This is a genomic window from Psychrobacter sp. TB15, assembly GCF_000511655.1.
Lineage (GTDB): Bacteria > Pseudomonadota > Gammaproteobacteria > Pseudomonadales > Moraxellaceae > Psychrobacter > Psychrobacter submarinus.
Map to the genome: position 1 here is coordinate 23,756 of NZ_AYXN01000001.1, position 21,842 is coordinate 45,597.

General features: G+C 39.4%; 18 protein-coding genes. 10 read left to right on the forward strand and 8 right to left on the reverse strand.

Features of this window, described 5'->3' with window-relative positions; all coding sequences use genetic code 11:
* Nucleotides 1-84 precede the first annotated feature (84 nt).
* Both W234_RS0100095 and umuC read right to left on the reverse strand, forming a co-directional pair.
* A complete protein-coding gene (locus W234_RS0100095; protein ID WP_025643577.1) occupies nucleotides 85-510 on the reverse strand; it encodes a LexA family protein in 426 nt (141 codons plus the stop codon).
* Entirely contained in the window at nucleotides 511-1,809 is a 1,299-nt protein-coding gene (umuC, locus tag W234_RS0100100; RefSeq protein ID WP_025643578.1) for a translesion error-prone DNA polymerase V subunit UmuC, read from the reverse strand.
* Nucleotides 1,810-2,243: 434 nt separating this feature from the next.
* Between umuC and W234_RS14125 the strand changes: the two genes are divergently transcribed.
* From W234_RS14125 to W234_RS0100115, 3 genes are all read left to right on the forward strand, one after another.
* Nucleotides 2,244-3,065, forward strand: coding sequence for a S24 family peptidase (locus W234_RS14125; RefSeq protein ID WP_025643579.1), 822 nt, complete (start codon nucleotides 2,244-2,246; stop codon nucleotides 3,063-3,065).
* Between the two features lie 444 nt (nucleotides 3,066-3,509).
* Complete coding sequence (locus W234_RS14395; RefSeq protein ID WP_156923930.1) at nucleotides 3,510-3,779, forward strand: helix-turn-helix domain-containing protein; 270 nt, start codon at nucleotides 3,510-3,512, stop codon at nucleotides 3,777-3,779.
* A gap of 111 nt (nucleotides 3,780-3,890) precedes the next feature.
* A complete protein-coding gene (locus tag W234_RS0100115; RefSeq protein WP_025643581.1) occupies nucleotides 3,891-5,753 on the forward strand; it encodes a DUF927 domain-containing protein in 1,863 nt (620 codons plus the stop codon).
* A gap of 837 nt (nucleotides 5,754-6,590) precedes the next feature.
* Here W234_RS0100115 and W234_RS0100120 read toward each other — a convergent pair.
* The 6 genes from W234_RS0100120 to W234_RS0100145 form a co-directional block, all read right to left on the reverse strand.
* On the reverse strand, nucleotides 6,591-7,505 hold the full coding sequence (locus W234_RS0100120; protein ID WP_025643583.1) for a hypothetical protein: 915 nt from the start codon (nucleotides 7,503-7,505) through the stop codon (nucleotides 6,591-6,593).
* A 1-nt stretch (nucleotide 7,506) separates the two neighbouring features.
* Entirely contained in the window at nucleotides 7,507-8,817 is a 1,311-nt protein-coding gene (locus W234_RS0100125) for a hypothetical protein (protein WP_025643585.1), read from the reverse strand.
* Nucleotides 8,814-9,428 (reverse strand): condensin complex protein MksE, encoded by a 615-nt coding sequence (locus W234_RS0100130; RefSeq protein WP_025643587.1) that lies wholly within the window; start codon nucleotides 9,426-9,428, stop codon nucleotides 8,814-8,816. Before W234_RS0100130 ends, W234_RS0100125 begins: the two co-directional genes overlap by 4 nt.
* Nucleotides 9,425-13,366, reverse strand: a complete 3,942-nt coding sequence (locus W234_RS0100135) for an ATP-binding protein (RefSeq protein WP_025643588.1) — start codon at nucleotides 13,364-13,366, stop codon at nucleotides 9,425-9,427. The genes W234_RS0100130 and W234_RS0100135 overlap by 4 nt, the downstream gene beginning before the upstream one ends.
* 514 nt (nucleotides 13,367-13,880) lie before the next feature.
* Nucleotides 13,881-14,075, reverse strand: coding sequence for a hypothetical protein (locus W234_RS0100140; RefSeq protein ID WP_025643590.1), 195 nt, complete (start codon nucleotides 14,073-14,075; stop codon nucleotides 13,881-13,883).
* A gap of 57 nt (nucleotides 14,076-14,132) precedes the next feature.
* Nucleotides 14,133-15,050: a LysR family transcriptional regulator gene (locus W234_RS0100145; RefSeq protein ID WP_025643593.1), complete on the reverse strand. Its 918-nt coding sequence runs from the start codon at nucleotides 15,048-15,050 to the stop codon at nucleotides 14,133-14,135.
* Between the two features lie 263 nt (nucleotides 15,051-15,313).
* Between W234_RS0100145 and W234_RS0100150 the strand changes: the two genes are divergently transcribed.
* The 7 genes from W234_RS0100150 (at nucleotide 15,314) to W234_RS0100180 (ending at nucleotide 21,840) form a co-directional block, all read left to right on the forward strand.
* Nucleotides 15,314-16,486: a muconate/chloromuconate family cycloisomerase gene (locus tag W234_RS0100150; RefSeq protein ID WP_025643594.1), complete on the forward strand. Its 1,173-nt coding sequence runs from the start codon at nucleotides 15,314-15,316 to the stop codon at nucleotides 16,484-16,486.
* A gap of 42 nt (nucleotides 16,487-16,528) precedes the next feature.
* A complete protein-coding gene (gene catC, locus W234_RS0100155; RefSeq protein ID WP_025643596.1) occupies nucleotides 16,529-16,819 on the forward strand; it encodes a muconolactone Delta-isomerase in 291 nt (96 codons plus the stop codon).
* A gap of 99 nt (nucleotides 16,820-16,918) precedes the next feature.
* On the forward strand, nucleotides 16,919-17,842 hold the full coding sequence (catA, locus tag W234_RS0100160; protein WP_025643597.1) for a catechol 1,2-dioxygenase: 924 nt from the start codon (nucleotides 16,919-16,921) through the stop codon (nucleotides 17,840-17,842).
* 132 nt (nucleotides 17,843-17,974) lie between these two features.
* The gene (gene benA / locus W234_RS0100165) at nucleotides 17,975-19,360 is read left to right on the forward strand and encodes a benzoate 1,2-dioxygenase large subunit (RefSeq protein ID WP_025643599.1); all 1,386 of its coding nucleotides are present in this window, start codon (nucleotides 17,975-17,977) and stop codon (nucleotides 19,358-19,360) included.
* A gap of 61 nt (nucleotides 19,361-19,421) precedes the next feature.
* Nucleotides 19,422-19,919, forward strand: a complete 498-nt coding sequence (gene benB / locus W234_RS0100170) for a benzoate 1,2-dioxygenase small subunit (protein ID WP_025643600.1) — start codon at nucleotides 19,422-19,424, stop codon at nucleotides 19,917-19,919.
* Between the two features lie 65 nt (nucleotides 19,920-19,984).
* Nucleotides 19,985-21,001, forward strand: a complete 1,017-nt coding sequence (gene benC, locus W234_RS0100175; protein ID WP_025643602.1) for a benzoate 1,2-dioxygenase electron transfer component BenC — start codon at nucleotides 19,985-19,987, stop codon at nucleotides 20,999-21,001.
* Between the two features lie 59 nt (nucleotides 21,002-21,060).
* Entirely contained in the window at nucleotides 21,061-21,840 is a 780-nt protein-coding gene (locus W234_RS0100180) for a 1,6-dihydroxycyclohexa-2,4-diene-1-carboxylate dehydrogenase (RefSeq protein ID WP_025643604.1), read from the forward strand.
* The last annotated feature ends 2 nt before the right edge of the window (nucleotides 21,841-21,842 follow it).

Sequence of the window (21,842 nt, forward strand, 5' to 3'; positions counted from 1 at the left end):
GCTTTGCTCCCTTGATTGACGTTAATAATGCTCGTTACTACTGTGTTATCTGCTATAAATCTGACCGTACTTATCACTCTACCCTCACCGCTTAAACCGTCTAATGCTGCTCGCTACCACACCGAACAATTCAAGCGACCCTTTAACCACAATATCAGCATAATTCTCATTATGCGCTCTCAGTATGATGTGCTCACCCAGTATCAATTGCTTAGCCGTAAAGCCATCATCTATCAGCGCAATCACAATGTCTTTATGACAGGCTGTCAGTGAGCGATCAACGATTAAGATGTCATTGGGGTAGATGCCGATATTGACCATACTGTCCCCTTCCACTTCAACCAAATATGTCGATGCAGGATGGCGTATGAGCAGTGTGTTTAAATCAATACAGTTTTGCACATAGTCAGTGGCTGGGCTTGGAAAGCCCGCTTTGACCTTATCACTGTACAACGACAGTAATACTGTTTCACCTTCATTGGTGAGCTTACCAATTATTTTGACCGTCATCTAATGCACCTTAGGCAACTGATTGATATTGGTGGTATAGCATGGCGATAGCATATTACGGCTCATCTGCCACGACTGCTTACCTTTAATACCTTCACTAGCGATAAACACCGCCGCTTGCTGATTGCTGTTCTGTCCGTACTTTTTATTGAGCGCATCCATGATGGCAGTGACTTCTGTGCTTTTCTTTTTATCCTCACTAGCTGCTTTGTCTTCTGCAAACAAATCAAGCTGTACCTCATCATGCTGGCAAATACCAAGCAGCATCACACCCGCTTTCGCGTAGCGTACCTTTTCTTTATAGATAACCTTTAGTACTTGCCTAGCAGCGGTGACCATCACTCTGGTGTCTGCTGTAGGCGTGATGAAGTGATAGTCGCCAGAGATAGAGACATAAGGCTCGTTCTTACTAAAGGGGCTGTTCTTAGCAAAGACCGTGATATAAGCACAGACGCTGTCTTGCTGTCGTAGTTTACTGGCAGCTTTTGCCACATGAGTACAGATAGACTCACTAAGTGCTTGCTGATCTATGATACGCTCAGAGAAAGAGCGTGAGGAGATGATTTGCTTTTTGGGCGCTATGCTGTCAATACCCAGACAGGACTGACCGTTTAGCTCTAAGCAGGTGCGCTCGAGTACCACGCCGAAGTGTTGCCTTATCTTTCCAGGCTCACAGATGGCTAACTGGTAGACGGTATGGATACCCATCTCATTGAGCCTAACCTTATAACGACGACCCACACCCCATAACTCACCGACATCGGTTATCTGCATGATGCGGCGTATCCATCTGATATTATCTAACACGCAGACGCCTTTGGTGGCGGGATACGTCTTAGCCGCATGATTGGCAAGCTTTGCCATGGTCTTAGTAGTGCCAATACCGACACCCACTGGAATACCCGTGTGCATCTCGACAATGGCTTTAAGCTTATGCCCGTAAGCACTGAGATCTTGCATGGCAGCAGGATAGTCAGCTAAGTATAAAAAGGCTTCATCGATTGAATACACCTCGACCGTTGGACAGAGGGTCTCAAGTGTCATCATGACACGCTGGGAGATATCAGCATAGAGGGTGTAGTTGGAACTAAAGACAGTGATGTTATTGTGCTCACAGAAGTCTTTGACTTGAAAGTACGGTACACCCATCTTAATACCCAATAGCTTTGCCTCAGGTGAGCGAGCAACGACGCAACCATCATTGTTAGACAACACGACCACAGGCTTGTCCTTTAGATCAGGACGAAAGAGCTTCTCACAGTTGGCATAAAAGCTGTTGCAGTCGATGAGCGCATACATGGCAGTCTCGGCTTATTGTCGGCATAAAAAAGGTAAATCCAAGCACTTAAATATTTGTGAATGAATATGCCTTTGATTGTAGAGACAGCGGCTTGAACAATTCAAGGGCAGATGTGAGTAATGCGACGATGGGTGTCGTGAGGTTTTTAGGTAGAATGTTTAAACTAAACAAAACGTCTTCACATTCTATTAGGGTTTGAACCCTAGATTTACCATTTTGCTAGCAGTTGTTATGTTTCTACAATCTCTGTCGCTATCTCAAACTAGTAGAAAGATAGAACACAGTCAACTTAATAGCAAAAAATCAAGCCATTTAATCATCTACTGTGAACAGCATAAATAAACGCAGTGAAGTATGCATCAAATACTTGTTTCCTAGTATAGAGAAACACTGTTATAATGTTTCTCTATACTAGGAAACAAGGGGTTATTAAATGCATTCTAATTCAGAATCAACTATGTCCGAGCGACTTAAAGAACGTATGAAGCAGAAACGCTTAAGACAAATCGATATATCTAAAGCCATTGGTGCATCGCGAGGAACGGTATCCAAATGGCTATCAGGTGACGCTGAGCCCAATCACGAATATACGTTGCGTTTGGCAGAAGTTTTTGATGTTCATCCAGACTGGATCAGAGAGGGTGATAATTACTACGCTACTTATGATGATCTAGATGACATGGAAAATGCGCTTAAAAAAGAAAATAGAGATATGTACCTTAATGAGTTAAAGCTTAAAAACAATGTTCCTTATAGCATTAGATACTTAGAGGAACTATATGATAAATTCAATGAAGAGCGTTTTAATGAGATGCAACAGGAAATGGAACAAAACTATGAAAAAGAAACGGGGATATTTGAAGACATGCCTAAAGAATCAGATTTCTTAGACTATCTTACCGAAAATCAAAGAAAATCAGTAAACTTTTTATCTAATATCGCGGAAGTAGCAGGTGCGGATATAAATAAGACAATTTATGTTACTTTAGAGGATGACAGCATGTCTCCTATAATTCGTCGCAAGGCTGAATGTGCCATAGATACTAGCAAACAAACTATAAAAGACGGAAGAGCATATTATTTCAAACATGAATTGGTTCACCGTATTAGAATACTTCATAAAAATCCAGACGGAGGATTACTAATTCGTAGTCAAAACAAAGAGTTTGGTGAGGAAATCATCAATGCTAGAGATATAAGTAAAATAAAAATTCTTGGCTGGGTGTATTCATGGACTAATATAGACACATGGTAGATACCACTCTTCTTACATAACGCTCAACTGAATAACATGGTTCAGCTAACTATTATTCACAATAATAAATCTTAAGTGAACTTAATAACGACCACCTAATAGGTGGTTTTTTTACGTATAGTCAAAATATCCTAAAAACGCTACGCTATTGCTGATATCAATTTTTTTTAGCCTCTGTCTGCGTAGGTACAGCAAGCAAGAAAAACTGATATCAGCAGCGCGTGATGTATCGAAATTACTTTTCACTGACTATATATACAATTAAACCAACTTTTTCCAGTATCTCCCGATTCCTCTTCATTAATTTTTATTTCCTTCGAATATACATTGCGCAGCGTATTTATATGTTGTATATTACGTTTATGCAAGTTTATTTTAATTTATATAGATTTATCATAGTTTATTGATATTTATCTATTAACAGCTTTCTAGCAGGAGATAAAAATGACTCAGAAAAAACCATGGTCGCAGTACACTGATGAAGAAAAGAGGTCGATGAAAAATGCAGTTGTAAATGCGCCTGCCAGTACTCCATTCTCTCCAAATTATGCAGCCTGCTACATTGGAAAGTCGCCAAGTTCATTACAGTATATGCGCTGCCATAATTCGAACGGAATTGTATACAGTAAGGTTGGCGGGCATGTCATTTATAGAAAAAGGCATCTTGATGAGTACCTTGATAGATGTGAAAAGTCTTTTACAGCTCATTACTAGCTTAAAGGAGTTTGAAAAGGTATCAACACCCACCCTTCAATTTTCTTTTAAAGAGAATAGAAGTTTTACAGTTATGAACTATATAGTTCATATATCAAAGGAAAGATTATTATGACTAAGAGCAATCAAGATAGTGTAATAGCTTTTGATAAAGATGAAGAAGCCGCTGAGCTCGTTAACTCGGCAAAAGAAAACCTGTCCACTCTGCAAAGTGGACAGGTAAATCAAACGTTACTGACAGATGATCTTCGTAAATCATCTTCTGCTATTGTAGCAGAAGATAATCTTAGTACGCTAGCTATGAAATATGATAAAGGGTACATCAAGCAATGTATCGATGGCTTGTACTATATTGTTGACAATAAAAATGGATCGAAGCCTAAGAGAGAAAAGATTTGCTCCCCTATCAAAGTCGTAGCTCGTAGTCGAAATGTTGACCATTCACAATGGGGTATAGTTTTAGAGTGGTTAGACAAATCAAATACGTTGCACACTTGGTCAGTACCGATAGAATTAATACAGAGTGATAGTCGTAAGTATCGTAGGGAGGTGGCTCGAAGAGGTTTAGTTGTATCAACGAAAAAGAATTTACAAGATGCTTTAGACTTTTACCTAAACAATCATCCAATTGAAAGCTTGTTTGTTTTTACTAATAAGGTTGGATGGCATGACAACGTTTTTGTTACGCCTGATAGAGTCTATGGAAAAACAAATGAAAAAATCATTTATCAACCAGAGAGCTCATTAAATCACGGATATAGTCAAAAAGGTACTCTAGAAGAGTGGCAAGAAAATTTGTGCTCTCCACTAGGTGTTCAAAGTAGATTAAATTTTGCTATCAGCTGTGCATTTACTGGTCCACTACTCAAAATCTTAGATATCGAAGGCGGTGGCTTTCATATGCTAGGTAAATCTAGTATTGGAAAATCACTTAGTTTATACGTAGCAGCTAGCGTTTGGGGCAAAAGAGACTATGTTAAAAACTGGAATACAACTAAAAATGCCGCTGAATACTTAGCAGCTATGTGCAACGATGGTATTTTAATTATGGATGAAATTAGTCAGGCTGAGAAAAACTCATTAGAGGACATATTTTATATGCTTTCAAATGGAATGGGTAAAAGCAGGAGTACCGCTGATGGAGGTAATAGAGTCGTGCAAACTTGGCGAATCTTACTTTTATCAAGCGGTGAAGAAACACTACAGTCTATGCTCAGGCACTCTAATAAACGACATAACCCTGGTATGGAAGTCCGGTTATGTCATATTGATGCTGACGCAGGAAAAAATTTAGGTATTTTCGATAGTTTGGTTTTAGCCACTACCCCTGAAAAACAAGCAGATATATTGACAAAACTAACGAATCAGTATTATGGGACTGCTGGTACTAGTTGGCTAAATTATATTACTCTAAATAAAGATTCAGTAATCACCGAAGCAAACCACATAATTGAAAAATTTATGCATGATTACAGTCATGTTAAATCTCAGGCTTACAGAGTTGGCAAACGGTTTGCAGTTGTTGCTGCTGCTGGCGAGCTAGCTACAAAAGCCGGCATTACAGGTTGGCAGGATGGACAAGCCTCGACTGCAGCAAAAATATGCTTTGACAACTGGATTGATAATTATGGGCATGATGGCAAACAAGAAGACCGAAAAATAATTGGTCAGATTGCTGGTTATCTGGAAAAATATGCAGGTAGTCGTTTCCAGATTGTTGGTAACTGTAGGCAAAAAATCAATAAACAATCTGGCTATTATAAATCGGATGATGACCTCTATCTTTTTGGCACCGAAACATTCGAAGAAATATGCCTTCCTTATAGCAAACAACAAGTCCTTAATGTTCTAAAAGACCACGACTTAGTCAAGTACAATGAACCAAAACGAGTTACTTTGAAGCTTAACAATAAACATATTAAAATTGGTCGCGCTCATGCTGTTAGAGGTCAAATCATGCGCTATGATATTTGATATATCTTAAGGCAGTGTTTAATATACTGTTAAGTTAATCACTAGTAAATACTAATACAGTATAAGCACTTAATTTTTTGATTCTCTAAGATTATATCTTGGAGAATCATTTTTGCTATCCGAAATAATTGTTTTAATTTTAGATCTTTGTATCACGGTAACCATGCCTTCTTCCCTATTCTTGTTTCCATAATATCTTTTTATTATTATCTATTACAGTAGCCCGAACTCTTTTATGACGATGACCTATAATAACATTTGTATATAGATTACCGATTTCGTATCTATTTCTATAAAAGGACTTTATAGATATCAGTACTTACATTACGCATAAATATACTGGGAACTTCGGGAACTTCGGAAAAATCTCACTTTTTCAAACTATGTATAAACTATACGAGGCCTTTAATCTCCTATCTTATTAGAGATAATATAACTCTTTCCATCTCACGTAGGTAGTTCCCAAGATCTTCGTTCTAAAATGAGGAACTGAATAAAAAAATTGTGCCCCGTGGTTTATATTGGTGCAAAGTCGCGACTGCCATTATTTGAATTTCCGTCATTACAATAGTATAGCCAATACTTTATTTGCTTTAGTATCTGAACTCAGTTAATGTAAAAGCTCAATATAATTAAAATATTCAACCTTAATTAATAAAAAATGAATATATCTCATGTGTAGAAGTATATCGAACAATTCAATAGCGTTATAAAGCTATTAGAACTATCAGCTTAGAGTTTAAGTAACTCCGTACCCTTAGTGACTCAAGGCTATGAGAGCTTTAGATGGATTAGTTAGGTGGACTGTTTAAACTTATGCTTTTCTTAAAGAGCCAATTATTCTCTACTCACAATCTCAAGCTTCACCTCGTGCGCCATCAAAGCCTCTTGAGTGACCGCCAGAAACCTATCTTTCATATCATTCATATATGGCTGTAATACTGAGTCCTTAATAGTAGTAGCAGACTGTTTTTCACGCTCCGCTATTTTATTTAGCTTTAATAAGCTCTGATTGTGCCTAGCCTTTTTGGGCAAAATATAGCCTGCGGCTTTGATACGTTCAGCAATAACTTCGGCCAATTGCAAGCCTGCTAAATCATAATCCGCAAAGATATATTTAGGACAGCTTAAGCGTGATATCTCTGTTGCGACACTATAGATGTTTTTATCATCGTGTCCTCTGTAGATAAGTAATACAATTCCATTATTGCTTACACCCTCTATTGAGCTTAAATGAGAGTCAGTGAACTCAGTAAAAGATGCAAAGTTTTCAATCACTACAATTGTATCTATGTCCCAATTTGAAATATGGTTTATATGCACACCTAAATAAGACCGTAATGGTGTTGATTGATTAGCGAAGTGGTCTGTTGTCTGACTTAGCGTCTCTGCACTACCTAATAAGCGACATAGAAGAAACCCCTGTGTTGGCGATCTACTCAATATTTTCTCGTCAACCATTATCGTACTATTTTCTAATCGTCCTTTTTGGGATAAATCTTCAATATCATCTGAAATAAGGTTAAAGCCCGTTCCAGCTTCCACTAAATTAATAATGCTTTGCCAACCTATATCAGAAAGGTATATCTTTTTGCCTGCTGAATATCCAATCGTCTTATCATACTGACACAACATATAAAAAATATTGTCTTCATTACGGTACGTGAATACCTTCGTGCGTTTGAGCAAACCATCACGTAAGGTTTTCAATGTTCGTTTTTGAGCTAACTTATTAGCAAGTCTTGGCTCCATATCATCTCCATACCTTATCCAAACTAGGTTCATTATCTGCTACTTTATATCTTATATAGCGCGCATCGAAAATACGTATGGTATTACAAAGCTCTGATGGTGTCTTGGTCTTAAGGTACAGTTTCCATTGATAACCCTCTTTGGTATGCACGATGGCATCGTCCCTAAAATTGCTTTTACAAATATGCATAACTAAGGCTAAAAACGATTTGAATTTGATAATACGATTGACTTCAAACCGCTCCCAAAATTGTCTGACAGACAGATTCTTATTTATATCATTCGTATTGTTATATTTCATGAAGTCATACGCCCAGCGTTGTTCTTCACTCAGTAGTGGCTTACTCGTATTATCATCATCGACGTGTAATAAGGGATCATCATAATGATTACTCACACTATCTTTGAGTGTGCGTTTAGGTGGTGACATCTTATCAAGTAAGCCAAGCAGTAGGAACTTATCCTCCTCTACATCAACATTGGTTAGCTGAGTCTCAACTGCCATGCCACCAAAGGCTAAGTTATGAGATACCAAGTCATCAAAACTTAATACCACATCTTTAGGATTATATTGGCCGTTACGGATATGCCGATGAAGTCGCCATAACATCTCGTTTTGACGTGTTTGTTCTTTCTTTAACTTATCAATAAGAATGACGGTTTTATCTAGACTAATCGTTAACTCTTTAATACATTGGTCGATAGTACCAAAAAGAAGGTTGTCTAGTATCATAGATACTTTATAGTTACCGGCATGGCATTTATGCAACTCTTCTCGGCTAAGGCTTTGCACCTTTTCTATTTGTGACTTTATTTTTTGTGTGAGTGTATCTAGTATGATGCGTTTTGATTTCAGGTTAAACGTGTTGTTTAATTCTGAATTAATCGTGAACTCTATACTCGCCATCTCTTGGATAAGCGCATCAGCCAATTCATAACTATAATCTTCGATAGTGTCTAAAAAACCTTGCTCATTACTCGCCTCATCCACTTCGTATGATGCATTTAGTGCAAGTTTACTATAATGCTCTATATTGCGTTTCCACTCTTCTATATCAGGCATTACATGCAAACGATGGGATTTTTTTGCCATAACATCGAAGATGCGTCTCATCTCTTTACTAATCGTTATGGCATCTAGACCTTCTTGGATGACACCGCAATCACGTAGCGTCCGATAATGCTTGGTTGATTGACTGTCCTCAATAGATAACTCAGACAGATAAGCTTGTAATAGCAAGTCGGCGCGGCTTTCGGTCGCTCGGCCTAAATCGCGAATTTTGTCCTCAGTTAACTGTCCACCACGGCTCATAGATCAAGTCCCTGTTGAGTGTGTGTTTCACTCTCCTTTTCTAAGTAATTCTCATTGATAAACTCAATAATACGATTGATGTACTCCATCTTTCCCGTTACTCGGTATACCTTTTTCTCAGGATTAACCAAGTAAAGAAGTTCATCTTTTTGTAGTTTGTTAAGTAACGCTCCCACTTGCTCATCGTTGGGTTTATTAACACTATTGGTAAACTCTGCCAATTTTTTTAAGCGTGTTGCAAACTCTTGATTATCGTTAACGGTGATTACCAACTTATCCTGCTTTATTATTTTCCCCATATATAGGGTGTCCCCATCTTCATCAGCACTAGCCAGCGCTGTCAATATATCGATGATGGGATAAATATTGTAATGAATATCTTCGAATTCTTTGACGACTCTTTTTTTATCCGTCTCATCTACGGCAATGTTGATACCAGCAAAGACCTCACCTTCACTAAAGGTGGTTAACCTCATGCCTAGTGGCTCTAGAATAGCTGTCATGCGCTCAAAATTATCAGGCATTTTTAACCAGTGATAACCCTCCTCGTCCGTAATGAGACAAATAAACTTGTTTTGTAAGAGTTTTCTAGCAATCGTCATCTCAATCATAAGTCAAAGACTCCGTGAGCTTCCATAGTGGCTTCTTGAGTTAGGGAGGATAAGTCATCGGTTTGAGACAGTCTATAGGTATTACTTTTATCACGACTACAGGCAATGTTATTAGTGAATAAAGGAATAACTGCATCATCAACAACTTGAGGCGCGGCGCACATAGCAGAGACTTTCTGGCTCTTAAGCAGCTCTAATAGTTCTTGAGTATTTTGTGGATCAAGCACACCGATTTCATCAATAAATAGCTTGAGCTCAGTATTAGTAGCCGTTGAAATCATAGATAGTAAAGACAAGTAAATAATAAGTTGAGCTATACGCATGGTACCGTTAGATGACAATGCTTTAAATGAATTGGTTTTCGTTGCAGTTCTTGGCGCTTGACCATGTTGCTTGACCATCAGATCCATTGAGAACTGCTGGGCAAATTTAACATTCAATTTATTCTGCCCAATAAAGTGCTGCACTTTATCTAGGCTGGCAAGTAAATACTCACTTGGCATAGGGTGATGAATGCGCTCAGAGCCCCGCCAATTATCATATGCTTCAGAAAAGTCATCGAGCACTTTATACCACTCGTTATCTTTTATGCTTGAACTGATACTCATCTTAAACTCTTCGATTGCTAAGGCATTTAAGTTGTCACAAATATCGGAGCAGTTTTTATTAATATTTCGAGTAAATTTATTTAAATTATTATCGGCGTTATCTAAGTCATGTTTAAAATTATTTATTTTCTCAGCTTCCACAATATAATGCCCAACGATCATCTCTTTTTTACTTTCGTGTTCGTTGTTCATATAGTCCATAAAAAATCTGGACTGTAAAAACCAGTTAATTTCTGTCGTTCTACCCATAATGTCAGATTGAGACAGTAACGCTTGAAACATCGACTCATTATCAAAGAAGGGTTTTTTGATGGTATCAACCAGCTTAACCCCTTGCTTTATGGTGGTGTCTGCCCGCTCTATGTGACTTTGCATACTGCGTAAGATACGCTCTGTTTGCAAATGCACATCTTCTGCAAGTAAATGGTTCTCTACTTCAGGTGCATTAGCAGGTGATAAACTAGTATTCACATCGATTAAAGCAGAGTTTAACGTTAGCTCTAGCTTTTTAAGGTGCGAGGTTAGATTGAGTTTATCTGCCTCTAGCACACTCAGTCTTTCGGCAGTCTTAGTTATCTTTGCTTGTAACTCATTGAGTAAATGTCGGGTCTCACTAGCATATTGCTCATAAACATGTTGCTGTACAATCAGGCTTGTCTCTAGCTCATTTTTTTGGCTTTCAAGCGCTGCTAACTCTGCATATTCATTTTCAAGAAATATATTATAATCATCAATGCGACGCTTTGCTTGTTCAGCAGTCAAAAGCTTTGAGTCTAAAATCTCGATATCAGCATGTATGCTATTTAGAATACTAGGGTCATAGCCTTCGTTTTCGACTGCTTGGTTTTTACGCATCGTCGCTTCAGCTAAGCGGGTTTCATACTCTGCTTTGGCTTTATCCAATTGAATTGTTAAATCATCTAAACACGCCTGCTTTTCTTGATTTAATTGATCACTATCAACCGTATAAGCTTCATTTAATGCACTTAACTGACTTTGCTCTTCTAGGTTTAGAGCGTCCAGTTTTGTATGGTTAGTCGTTAGCTGGTCATCCAGCGTCTGTATTTGACTTTGTATCTCAGATAAACGCTTTTGCCTTTCCTCTTCTGCCTGAATAAGCAAATAGCGCCCATGATCTTCTAAAGCTTCAATCTCGTTTTCTGTTTTTTGCTCAGCAAGCTGTGATTGAGTAAACTCTTGCTCATTTTGTTTTTTACGTTTATTTAGCTTATTGAGTGTATTTTCTAGTTCAGCCAACTCAGCATTGCTTGAGTCTATCTGTTGCTCATGGCTGAGTATGTCTTGAGCAATGTCAGCATGAGTACGGATATCTGAGCTGGGTATAGCGCTAGTATTCAATCTTAAGCCGTACAAACCGGTATGCACGCTATCAACGACATTAGACTCCTCGTCATCTACCAGCCAATCAGGATTTAAATCTGCTCGATTTAACAATGCAGGATTAATTGTTTTACGTATTTGGTGAACGGCATGATACGACTTGTCGTTTGCTTCACTTTGGATTAAAAAGCTGAACAAGGTATCACCCTGTACCAAAGATTCTAGATGTACCTTATTGTCTTGATGCTGGTTAATAGTGTCATTAATGCGACGTTGTTGGTTTAATTGGCTATCTGTCTCATCCTTTATATCAATCTTTTCTGCCTGTGCTTCTTTTAGCTGAATTTGATGGTCTTTAAGCGTTTTACGTAAGCTGGCTATTTCGCTAATATTGTTATCAATAGCGTTTTGTGAGGACTGGCTAAACGGTAAGTTACTGGCTTGAGTACGCTTAGTCGCTTTTTCTATATTAATGCGTGCAGTCTCACTTTTAATCGCTTCACTTTGCATCTGAAATTGCGACTGTAAACGTTGTTTCTCTTTGGACAGGCTATTTTCTATACTTCGTTGTTTTTCACTGAATTCAAAATCCGTCACGCTCTTGGCTTGATTGATTCTATGGACTGCCTCATCACGCGTTTTTTCAAGGTTGCGAATTTCATCTTTAAATAGTGCTTCAATTTTCTCTAAGTTTGTCTTTGTCTCCTCTAGTTGTATCTTATAAGCTTGCAAACTCTCGCCTTTACTTTTTTTCTGCGCTTGCAAACTGTCTATTTGCGCAACTCGCGCTTTTAACTTAAACATAGGCTCGTGCTGATATTTATCTTGAGTTCCTTGTTCAAACGCCTCTTTTTTATTTTTAAGGTTTTCTAACTCATTTGCCGTTAGCTTAATATCAGCCTCTAGTTTGCCTTTGACGGAGTACCAAGTGGTTTCTTTATCGCCAGCTTCCTTTTTCACACTATGATATTGGGTATCAAGCGTCTTATTTATTTCACCTTTTTCGATAATCTCATTACGAATTTTGGATAGTAAACTTAATGCTTGATGTCTTATGTCAGCCAGCTGCTGTTGATGAGCAATATTGTCATTTAAAGATTGGGTTAATGTCTCGAATTTTGGTTTAAGCGCCTCTATTTGCTGCCACGTTTCGCGCTGACGCACCCATTTGGCGGTATCAATATTCACCGCATCTAACCTCAGCTCATCACTACTTAGCATGTCCTGCGTTTTCATAGCTTCTACTAAGAAAGCACATATATCATCAAATTCCAGCTGAGTTTGAAAAACATTATTAACAATAGGAGAAAAACCAAAAAATGTGGCGTGTGGATCTGACGTAAGGGCATAATCAGGACGATATTTCGCAATGGTTCTACGAGCTTGTGCAGATGTTATTTTTAAGCGTTTCATTGGGCAGTTGCTAATAATCGCTTCATACTCTAGCTGACTGATATTACTTGATACCTGTAGTCCTTGCGACTTAATAGCGCGCATGACCTCCACGCTTCCTTTAAAGTAAAACTCATCATTTCTTTTACCGATAAACCAATCATCTTTATAGCTACTATTGATAAAGTTAAATATCTGCTTTTTATCCTGACTGCTTAAGATGACACAACGTGATTGACCATCTCGTACATATTCATAAACGATATAACTATTATCATAAGGTAGATAAAACTCAATAAAGCTTTTATTCACTTCAGACTTTCTGGCAATAGCACTCAAAGGTACGCCATAAAATGGAGCAATAGCTCCCATTAGAGTCGTTTTACCAGCGGAGTTATGCCCTGTTAAAATACAGTTGTTATCAACATTTAGTAGATGAGCTTGACCTTTTAGATAGCTATTAATCAATGCTACACGGAGTAATCTATTAGGTGATTGCCCTTGTGTGCTTGACTGGGTAATAGGCACATATTCATTAACTTGTGTATTATCTGAGAGTATGTCATGACTAGATGCTGATTGAGAAAAAGTGTTCAAAGGAAATCCTCTATGTCATTCAATTATTAATGCTTCGATGTCATTTAATTCGTCTTTTTTGGATATAAAATTGGATAAATACTATGTACCCAATAATAGACTTATGACGGTTATTTTGCCATAGGTATAGTATTGTTCTTTATAAGTTACATGTTTTGTTTATTTGAAACCTATCAAACTCAAAGTTTTAATACATCTTACAGTCAATATCTCAAAGCAATAAGCAGCCTAACAGGTTGGCTCGTTACTAAGCCATTAAGGTTATAAAGCTGATAGGACTAATTAGTCGAGAATTGAAGAGGCACAATTATATCCTGCTGTCTTGCACTCGAGCAAAGAAGGACTTTGCTAATTCTAGCTCATGACAACCATTTAAAATATAACTTACTAGATGATAGAGCCTTTAATCTTATGGTGTTAGGAATGCCTATAATATCTATATATCGAATAAATCAACCTTACCTTTATAGTTCAAAAAAGCCCTACATACTATTATTGATATAGTATGTAGGGCTTAGGAATTAATTTCATTTCTCTTAGGTGATGTTGTTAATATCAGGGTTTGACGACCTGCCTCTTCTTGGCCAGGTGTCGTAATCACTAATACCTTCTGATAGCCATGCTGAAGTAAAACGTCTTTGGCTTCATTTGACTTGCCCACGCCAAAATGAACATCAATTGGTAAAGCCTTGTAATGAAATTGTTGCATGAGTTCATCCTTGAGCAAGTCAATATTAGGAAGCTTAATGAGTAGTGAGTAGTTTGCTCAAATTTGCTCAGGCTTATAATCAAACCCTTCTTCATCATAAATCTGATAAGTCACATCTAACAATGTTTTTAACAATTCTGATTTGTCAAAATGCCTGACACTCATAACAATAGAAGAAGTTAAAAGACTATCCTCGAAAGGAATATAAACAACCTCCTGACTCCGAAGATGCTCAAGAGTTTTTGGCACGATAGTCAACCCTTCACCTGCTGCTACCAATCCCAAAGCCATATGCAACTCACGTATTTCAGTAAAATAGTTTGCTTTCAGATTGCGCGCCTCAAACAACTCTAATACATAGTCGATAAAACTGGGCCGAGGTGCCATTGGATATAACAATAAATTTTCATTGGTTAAATCCATTAATTTAATACTTTTTAGCTTCTCTTGTGCAAAGCGATGTTTGACAGGAACAGCTACTACTAACCTCTCCTCTCTTAGTAGTAATCGCCTAATAGAAGCATCTTCGAATAACAATCTTCCATAACCGACATCTATTTTACCCTCCACCAAACTTTGCGTTTGCTGCCAAGAATTCAACTCATATAACTTAATCTCTATATTTGGATAAACCTCTCTGAAGCGGGCAATTACTTTCGGTAATATGCCATACAATATCGACGACACAAAACCAATCGATAAGGAATTGTCAAAGCTGCCTTTACGAAAAGTCATCGCACGAAGATCATCTGATTTTTTTATTATCTGAAGAGCATGATCATAAAAAAACTCGCCAGCTTCAGTAAGTTTCAAAGGGCGATTATCCCTATCAATGAGCGTGACACCTATCTCTTCTTCTAACTGTCTTATCTGACGGCTTAACGGTGGCTGTGAAATAAACAAACGCTCTGCTGCCTTATTGAAACTCTTTTCCTCTGCTACTGCTACAAAGTAGCGTAAATGTCTCAATTCCATTGAACGTTGTTCCTTGAGTGACCTATGAGCTATTTTCCAGCATCTTTAATAATTTAGAAATAGACTTTTTAAAAAACAGCAACATTGAAGGTAATGTATTTTTAGGTTATCGATACCTAAAGAACATAACATGATGAAGGTTAGTTATCAAAATACCTAAAAGGTATCGATAACAGACTAAATAGGTCTTAGACATGTCGTTATCTAATAACTATAGTTCTTATTAAGCATATGGAAGCATCATTTATTTAATAGGGACTGTCATGATTCGTTCAATTAATACTTTATTGGTACCGATACCTACTATAAGGGCTCATAAGCTCGCTTGTACCGTTATGAACGAACAAGTTCTAGTCTTGGTGCACATTCAAACAGAAGATGGCTATGAAGGTTGGGGCGAAGCGACCACTATTGGCGGTCTAAGCTACGCAGAAGAAAGCCCTCATAGTATCAAGACTAATATCGACACCTACTTTACTCCTCTTTTATTAAAAGAGCAGCCCACTAGTACAGCAAAAGCTATGCAGCTGCTAAATCTTCATATCAATAGCAACCGCTTTGCAAAGTGTGCCATCGAAACTGCCCTCCTAGACATTGAAGGCAAGCGCCTAAATCTGCCAGTAAGTGAGCTGCTTGGTGGCCGAGTTCGTGACCGTATAGAAGTAGCTTGGACTCTTGCCAGCGGTAATACAGCGACTGATATAGCAGAAGCTAAACACATGATTGAGCAAAAGCGCCATCGCATTTTTAAATTAAAAATCGGTAGCAACCCGATTATTGATGATGTTGATCATGTACTAGCTATAAAAAAAGCCCTACCTGATTGCCGCATTACCGTTGATGTCAACCAAGCATGGACAGAACTTAATGTAATGCAAGGCATTAGCCTATTGCAAGCTGGCGGCGTTGACTTAATAGAACAACCTATCTCAATGCGCAATAAAGCCGCACTAAAACGCCTAACAGAGCATTTTGATGTGGCCATTATGGCGGATGAAATTGTCCAAGACCCACAAAATGCCTTTCATTTAGCAGCAGATAATTGTGCTGACGTCTTTGCCGTGAAAATCAATCAAGCAGGCGGATTAAAAGCTGCATGCTTAATCGGACAAATGGCACATCTAGCAGGTATCGAGCTTTATGGTGGCACTATGCTTGAAGGACCTATCGGTACGGCAGCATCCGCCCATGTGTTCTCAACCTATCCCAGTCTAAATTTTGACACAGAACTGTTTGGTCCTTTGTTATTAACTGACGACGTTTTAGCACAGCCTCTTGATTATCAAAATTTTGGATTGAGTGTACCTACGGGCGCAGGCCTTGGTATAGAAGTAGATAGCGATAAGGTCTATCACTACGCTAAACAAGCAGTCCCTGCGTTACCTAAACCTTCAAAGGCACAAACTTCTACTAATACTCAAACTGAAACGCTGTAAAAGTCAGCCAAATTATCTTTCATCACGTATAAGGAAATAATTATGTTATACCACGTCAGAATGGATGTCTTAATCCCAACAGATATGGATGCCGATAAGGTCAACGAGCTTAAAGCTACAGAAAAAGCACTGTCACAAAAGCTCCAAGAGCAAGGTAAATGGCGTCATATTTGGCGTATAGCAGGTCAGTACTCTAACTTCAGCATCTTTGATGTTGAAAGTAATGAAGAGCTACACGAGATTATGATGTCACTGCCACTTTATCCGTACATGAAAGTTGAAGTGACACCGTTATTACGTCACCCATCATCTGTTCGTAGTGATGACAGCTAAATCAAGGCATTAAATCTGTAATCAGAATCTATAAAAGGTGGGTAAGAATACTCACTGTAGTTACCCCTTAATAAAACAGTCCTCAACAAGGAGAGAGACATGGAACGCAGCCAAATTGAAGCATTAGCCACTCAGTTCATCAAAGGCAAAATCGACTTCCCTGAACAAGTAAATCCACGTGTACAAGAGATTGTATTACGTATTGTGACCGACCTTATGCAAACCATTAATGACTTAAAAATAACCGCCGATGAGTATTGGTCTGGGGTTGAGTTCATTGGTGATTTAGGCAAAGAAGCCGGTTTGTTATCACCAGGTCTTGGTTTTGATCACTTCATGGATTTAATGATTGAAGAAGATTTAAAAGAAGCAGGATTGGATGGCGGGACTGTACGTACTATTGAAGGCCCTCTCTATGTCGCTGGCGCACCAGAAGAAAAAGGGTTTGCACGTCTTGATGACGGTACAGATATTGATAATGGCACGGTGCTATTTATGCAAGGCACTGTTTATGGTGAAAATGGAAAACCTCTTCCAAACGCAAAGGTAGAAGTATGGCATGCCAACAGCTTAGGTAACTACTCTTTCTTTGATGAATCACAGTCTCACTTCAACTTGCGTCGTAGCATCATTACAGATGAGAACGGCAATTATGCATTCCGCAGCATCGTTCCGCTAGGTTACTCGGTACCACCAGAAGGAATGACGCAAAAAGTATTGGGCGCGCTAGGACGTCATGGTCATCGCCCAGCTCACATTCATTTCTTCGCCAGTGCTGACGGTCATCGCAAACTGACCACGCAGATTAACATCGATGGCGATGAGTACCTATGGGATGACTTTGCTTTTGCAAGCCGCGAAGGTTTGGTACCAGAGGTAACGATGGTCGAAGATGCGGACAAGCTAAAAGAAAAAGCGCTGGATAAGCCTTACGCAAGTATCGACTTTGACTTTCATTTAGTAAAAGACATTGACCAAGCTGTACAAGGCAGCGAAGTAGAACGCCGCCGTGCTCAAGGTTAATGAGCACTCATATTAAATAGCATTAATTAATTGATCACTACTAGCGACTTACGTTTGATATGCCCTCAGTTGCCGTATCAAACGTAAAATTCTAATCTCATTTTATATCGTCATTATACAAGGAAGGCAGCCATGAGCGAGCGTATCAATTTAGTACCTGAAGGATCAGACATCACTATTGATGATTTTTTAGAAGAGAACAGTGAAAAAGGGATTTATCGTCTGCATCGTAGCGCCTTCACTAACGAAGAGCTGTTCGAGCTTGAGATGAAGTACATCTTTGAGAGCAACTGGGTCTATTTGGCTCATGAGTCTCAAGTTCCTGATAACAATGACTACTACACCTCATACATCGGTCGTCAGCCCGTGATTCTTGCCCGCAATAAAGAAGGCGAGCTGCATTGCATGATTAACTCATGCTCACATCGTGGTGCACAGCTCTGCCGTCATAAGAAAGGCAATAAAGCCACTTACACTTGCCCGTTTCACGGTTGGACTTTTAACAACTCAGGTAAGCTGCTTAAAGTTAAAGACCCAAGACACGCCGGCTACCCAGAATGTTTCAATAAAGAAGGTTCACACGACCTAAAACAAGTGAAAATGGCCAATTATAAAGGCTTTATCTTTGCTAGCTTAAATGATGATGTTCAGTCAATTGAAGACTGGCTTGGCGGCTCTACCAAAATTCTTGACATGATTGTCAATCAGTCGCCAGAAGGTCTAGAAGTTCTACGCGGCACATCAACCTATACTTTTGATGGTAACTGGAAACTGCAAGCTGAAAACGGTGCTGATGGCTATCACGTATCAGCTGTGCATTGGAATTATGCGGCTACCACTGCACGTCGTAAAGAACAAGAAGCAGTCAAAGAAGACAACATCAAAGCCATGAACGCTGGAAAATGGGGACGTCAAGGTGGCGGTTTCTACTCTTTTGAAAACGGACACATGCTGTTATGGACACAGTGGGAAAACCCACAGGACCGTCCAAACTATGCCTATCGCGATGATTATGTCGCTAAATACGGTGAAGCAATGGCGGACTGGATGATTGGACGTTCACGTAACTTATGCCTATATCCAAACGTCTACATTATGGATCAGTTCAGCTCACAAATTCGTATGCTCCGCCCTATCGCGGTTGACAAAACTGAAGTCAGCATATGGTGTATCGCACCAAAAGGCGAAAGCGATGAGTCACGTGCACGCCGTATCCGTCAGTATGAAGATTTCTTTAACGTTACTGGTATGGCAACACCTGATGACTTAGAAGAGTTCCGCTCATGCCAAGAAGGTTATAACGGTATCAAACTTGAATGGAATGATATGTGCCGAGGCTCCGAGCACTGGATTCAAGGAGCAGATGAAGGCGCTGCCGCTATTGACTTAAAACCTTTAATGAGCGGTGTTAAGACTGAAGATGAAGGGCTATATACCGTCCAACATCGCTACTGGCATGAAGAGATGAAAAAAGCTCTAGAGCAAGAGCAGCAGCTACACGGTGCTAATAGCGACTAATACATTTTTATTATTACTCTGCTATTTATTGTAGAACTGACAAAAAATAAGGATATCAATCATGAAAAACACAACTGTTAACATTGAAGACATTAGACAGTTTCTATACCGTGAAGCGCGTTTATTGGATGAGAAAAAATGGGAAGAATGGCTCACTTATTACGATGAAGACTGCCCTTTCTGGATGCCAAGTTGGGATGATGATGGTCAGCTCATCAGCGACCCACAACGAGAAATTTCGCTGATTTATTATCCGGACCGCCGTGGTCTTGAAGATCGTATCTTCCGCATCGAGACTGAGCGCTCATCAGCGACCATACCTGATACACGTACCACGCACAATTTATCAAATATTGAATTACTCGAAAACAATGACGGTATTGTGACGGTACGTTTCAACTGGATCAACAAGTCCTTTCGCTATCACGAGACCAATACCTATTGGGGTTACTCTCAGTACAAAATAGACATGACTCAAGACCAACCAAAAATTTTGGATAAGTATGTGGTCTTAAAAGACGACTATGTGCATCAAATCATGGATGTCTATCACGTCTAATCATTATTCACTCATTACTTAATCACTAGCTTTTAATCAATACGTGTTGAAAAGGGATATTTCTCATGGAATATAATATTGCTCTACAGTTCGAAGATGGCGTCACGGGCTTCATCAAATGTGAAGCCGACGAAACAGTTGCCGAAGCAGCGTATCGTCAAAAATTTAATATCCCTGTGGACTGCCTAGATGGTGCTTGCGGTACTTGCCGTTGCCATTGTGAATCTGGCAGCTATGACATGCACCCTGATATGTATATCGAAGATGCACTCACAGAAGCTGAAGCTGAAGAAGGTTATGTACTCACCTGTCAGATGATTCCTGAAAGCGACTGCGTGATCAAAGTACCAACCTCCTCTGAAGCTTGCAAAGTTGGCAAGTCTGTATTCAAAGGCAAACTACAGCAACTGAATGTACTGTCTGAGTCTACCATTCACTTTGGCGTCGAAGTCGATAATCCAGATGCGCTAGTATTTTTGCCAGGCCAGTATGTCAATGTCAGTATTCCTGATTCTAACGAGACACGCTCCTATTCATTTAGCTCTATACCTAGTGCCAATCAGGCCGAATTTGTCGTCCGCAATATTCCTAACGGCAAAATGAGCACCTTTTTATCTGATACTGCAACTATAGGCCAAGAGATTAATTTTGAGGGTCCATTTGGTAGCTTTTACCTGCGCCCTCTAATCCGCCCGACCCTATTTCTAGCAGGCGGTACCGGTATCGCGCCTTTTTTATCGATGCTAAAAAGTTTAGAAGTGTCTGGTGCTCATCATCCTGTCAGGATGGTCTACGGCGTCACCAACGATTTTGATCTGATAGAAGTCGAGAAACTAGAAGAAGTAAAACAAAACCACCCTTGGTTTGACTACCGCACCTGTGTCGCCACAGAAGATAGTAGTCATGAGCGTAAAGGTTATGTTACCGGTCATGTTGATAATGAGTGGCTGAACGATGGTGACGTCGATGTGTACTTGTGTGGTCCGTTAGGGATGGTGGATGCGGTGAGTAATTGGTTAGACAGCAGTAATCTAAAACCGTGCAATTTTTACTATGAAAAATTCACGCCCAGTGAACAATAACATAGCTTAGCCGTATTACTCTACTAGCAAAGCATGAGCAAGATTTTTAGGAGACTGTCATGAGTAAAAGATTTGATAATAAAGTATGTATCGTTACTGGTGCCGCCCAAGGCATCGGGCGCGGAGTCGCATTACGCTTAGCAAGTGAGGGCGGAAAAATCGTCATGGCAGACTTTTCTCCATTAGTAGAAGAGGTGCTGGCTGAAATCATTGCTAATGGTGGACAAGCCGTTACCATTCAAGCTGACCTTGAAACCCGTCAAGGTGCTAAAGAGGCTATTGATAAGGCACTTGATAGCTATGGGCGTATCGATATATTAGTCAACAATGTCGGCGGCGCAATATGGATGAAACCTTTTACCAGCTTCTCTGAAGCAGAAATCCAAAAGGAAATCAGTCGCTCATTATTTCCAACATTATGGTGTTGTCATGCGGTATTACCAACCATGGTCAAACAGCAGTCAGGCATTATTGTTAATGTGTCCTCTATCGCTACTCGTGGTATCAACCGCATACCCTACTCGACAGCGAAAGGCGGCGTGAACGCCATGACCGCATCGCTCGCTTTTGAGTATGCAAACGATGGCATCCGTGTGAATGCCGTGGCAACTGGCGGTACTGAAGCGCCGCCCAGAAAGATTCCACGTAACGCCAAACCATTAACTGATGATGAAAAATCATGGATGAATGCGGTGGTTGATCAGACCATTGATCGCACCTTTATGAAACGCTACGGCACGATAGATGAACAAGTCAATGCCATCTTGTTTTTAGCATCCGATGAGTCTTCTTATATTACTGGTAGTACCATTCCTGTAGGCGGTGGCGACGAAGGCTAATA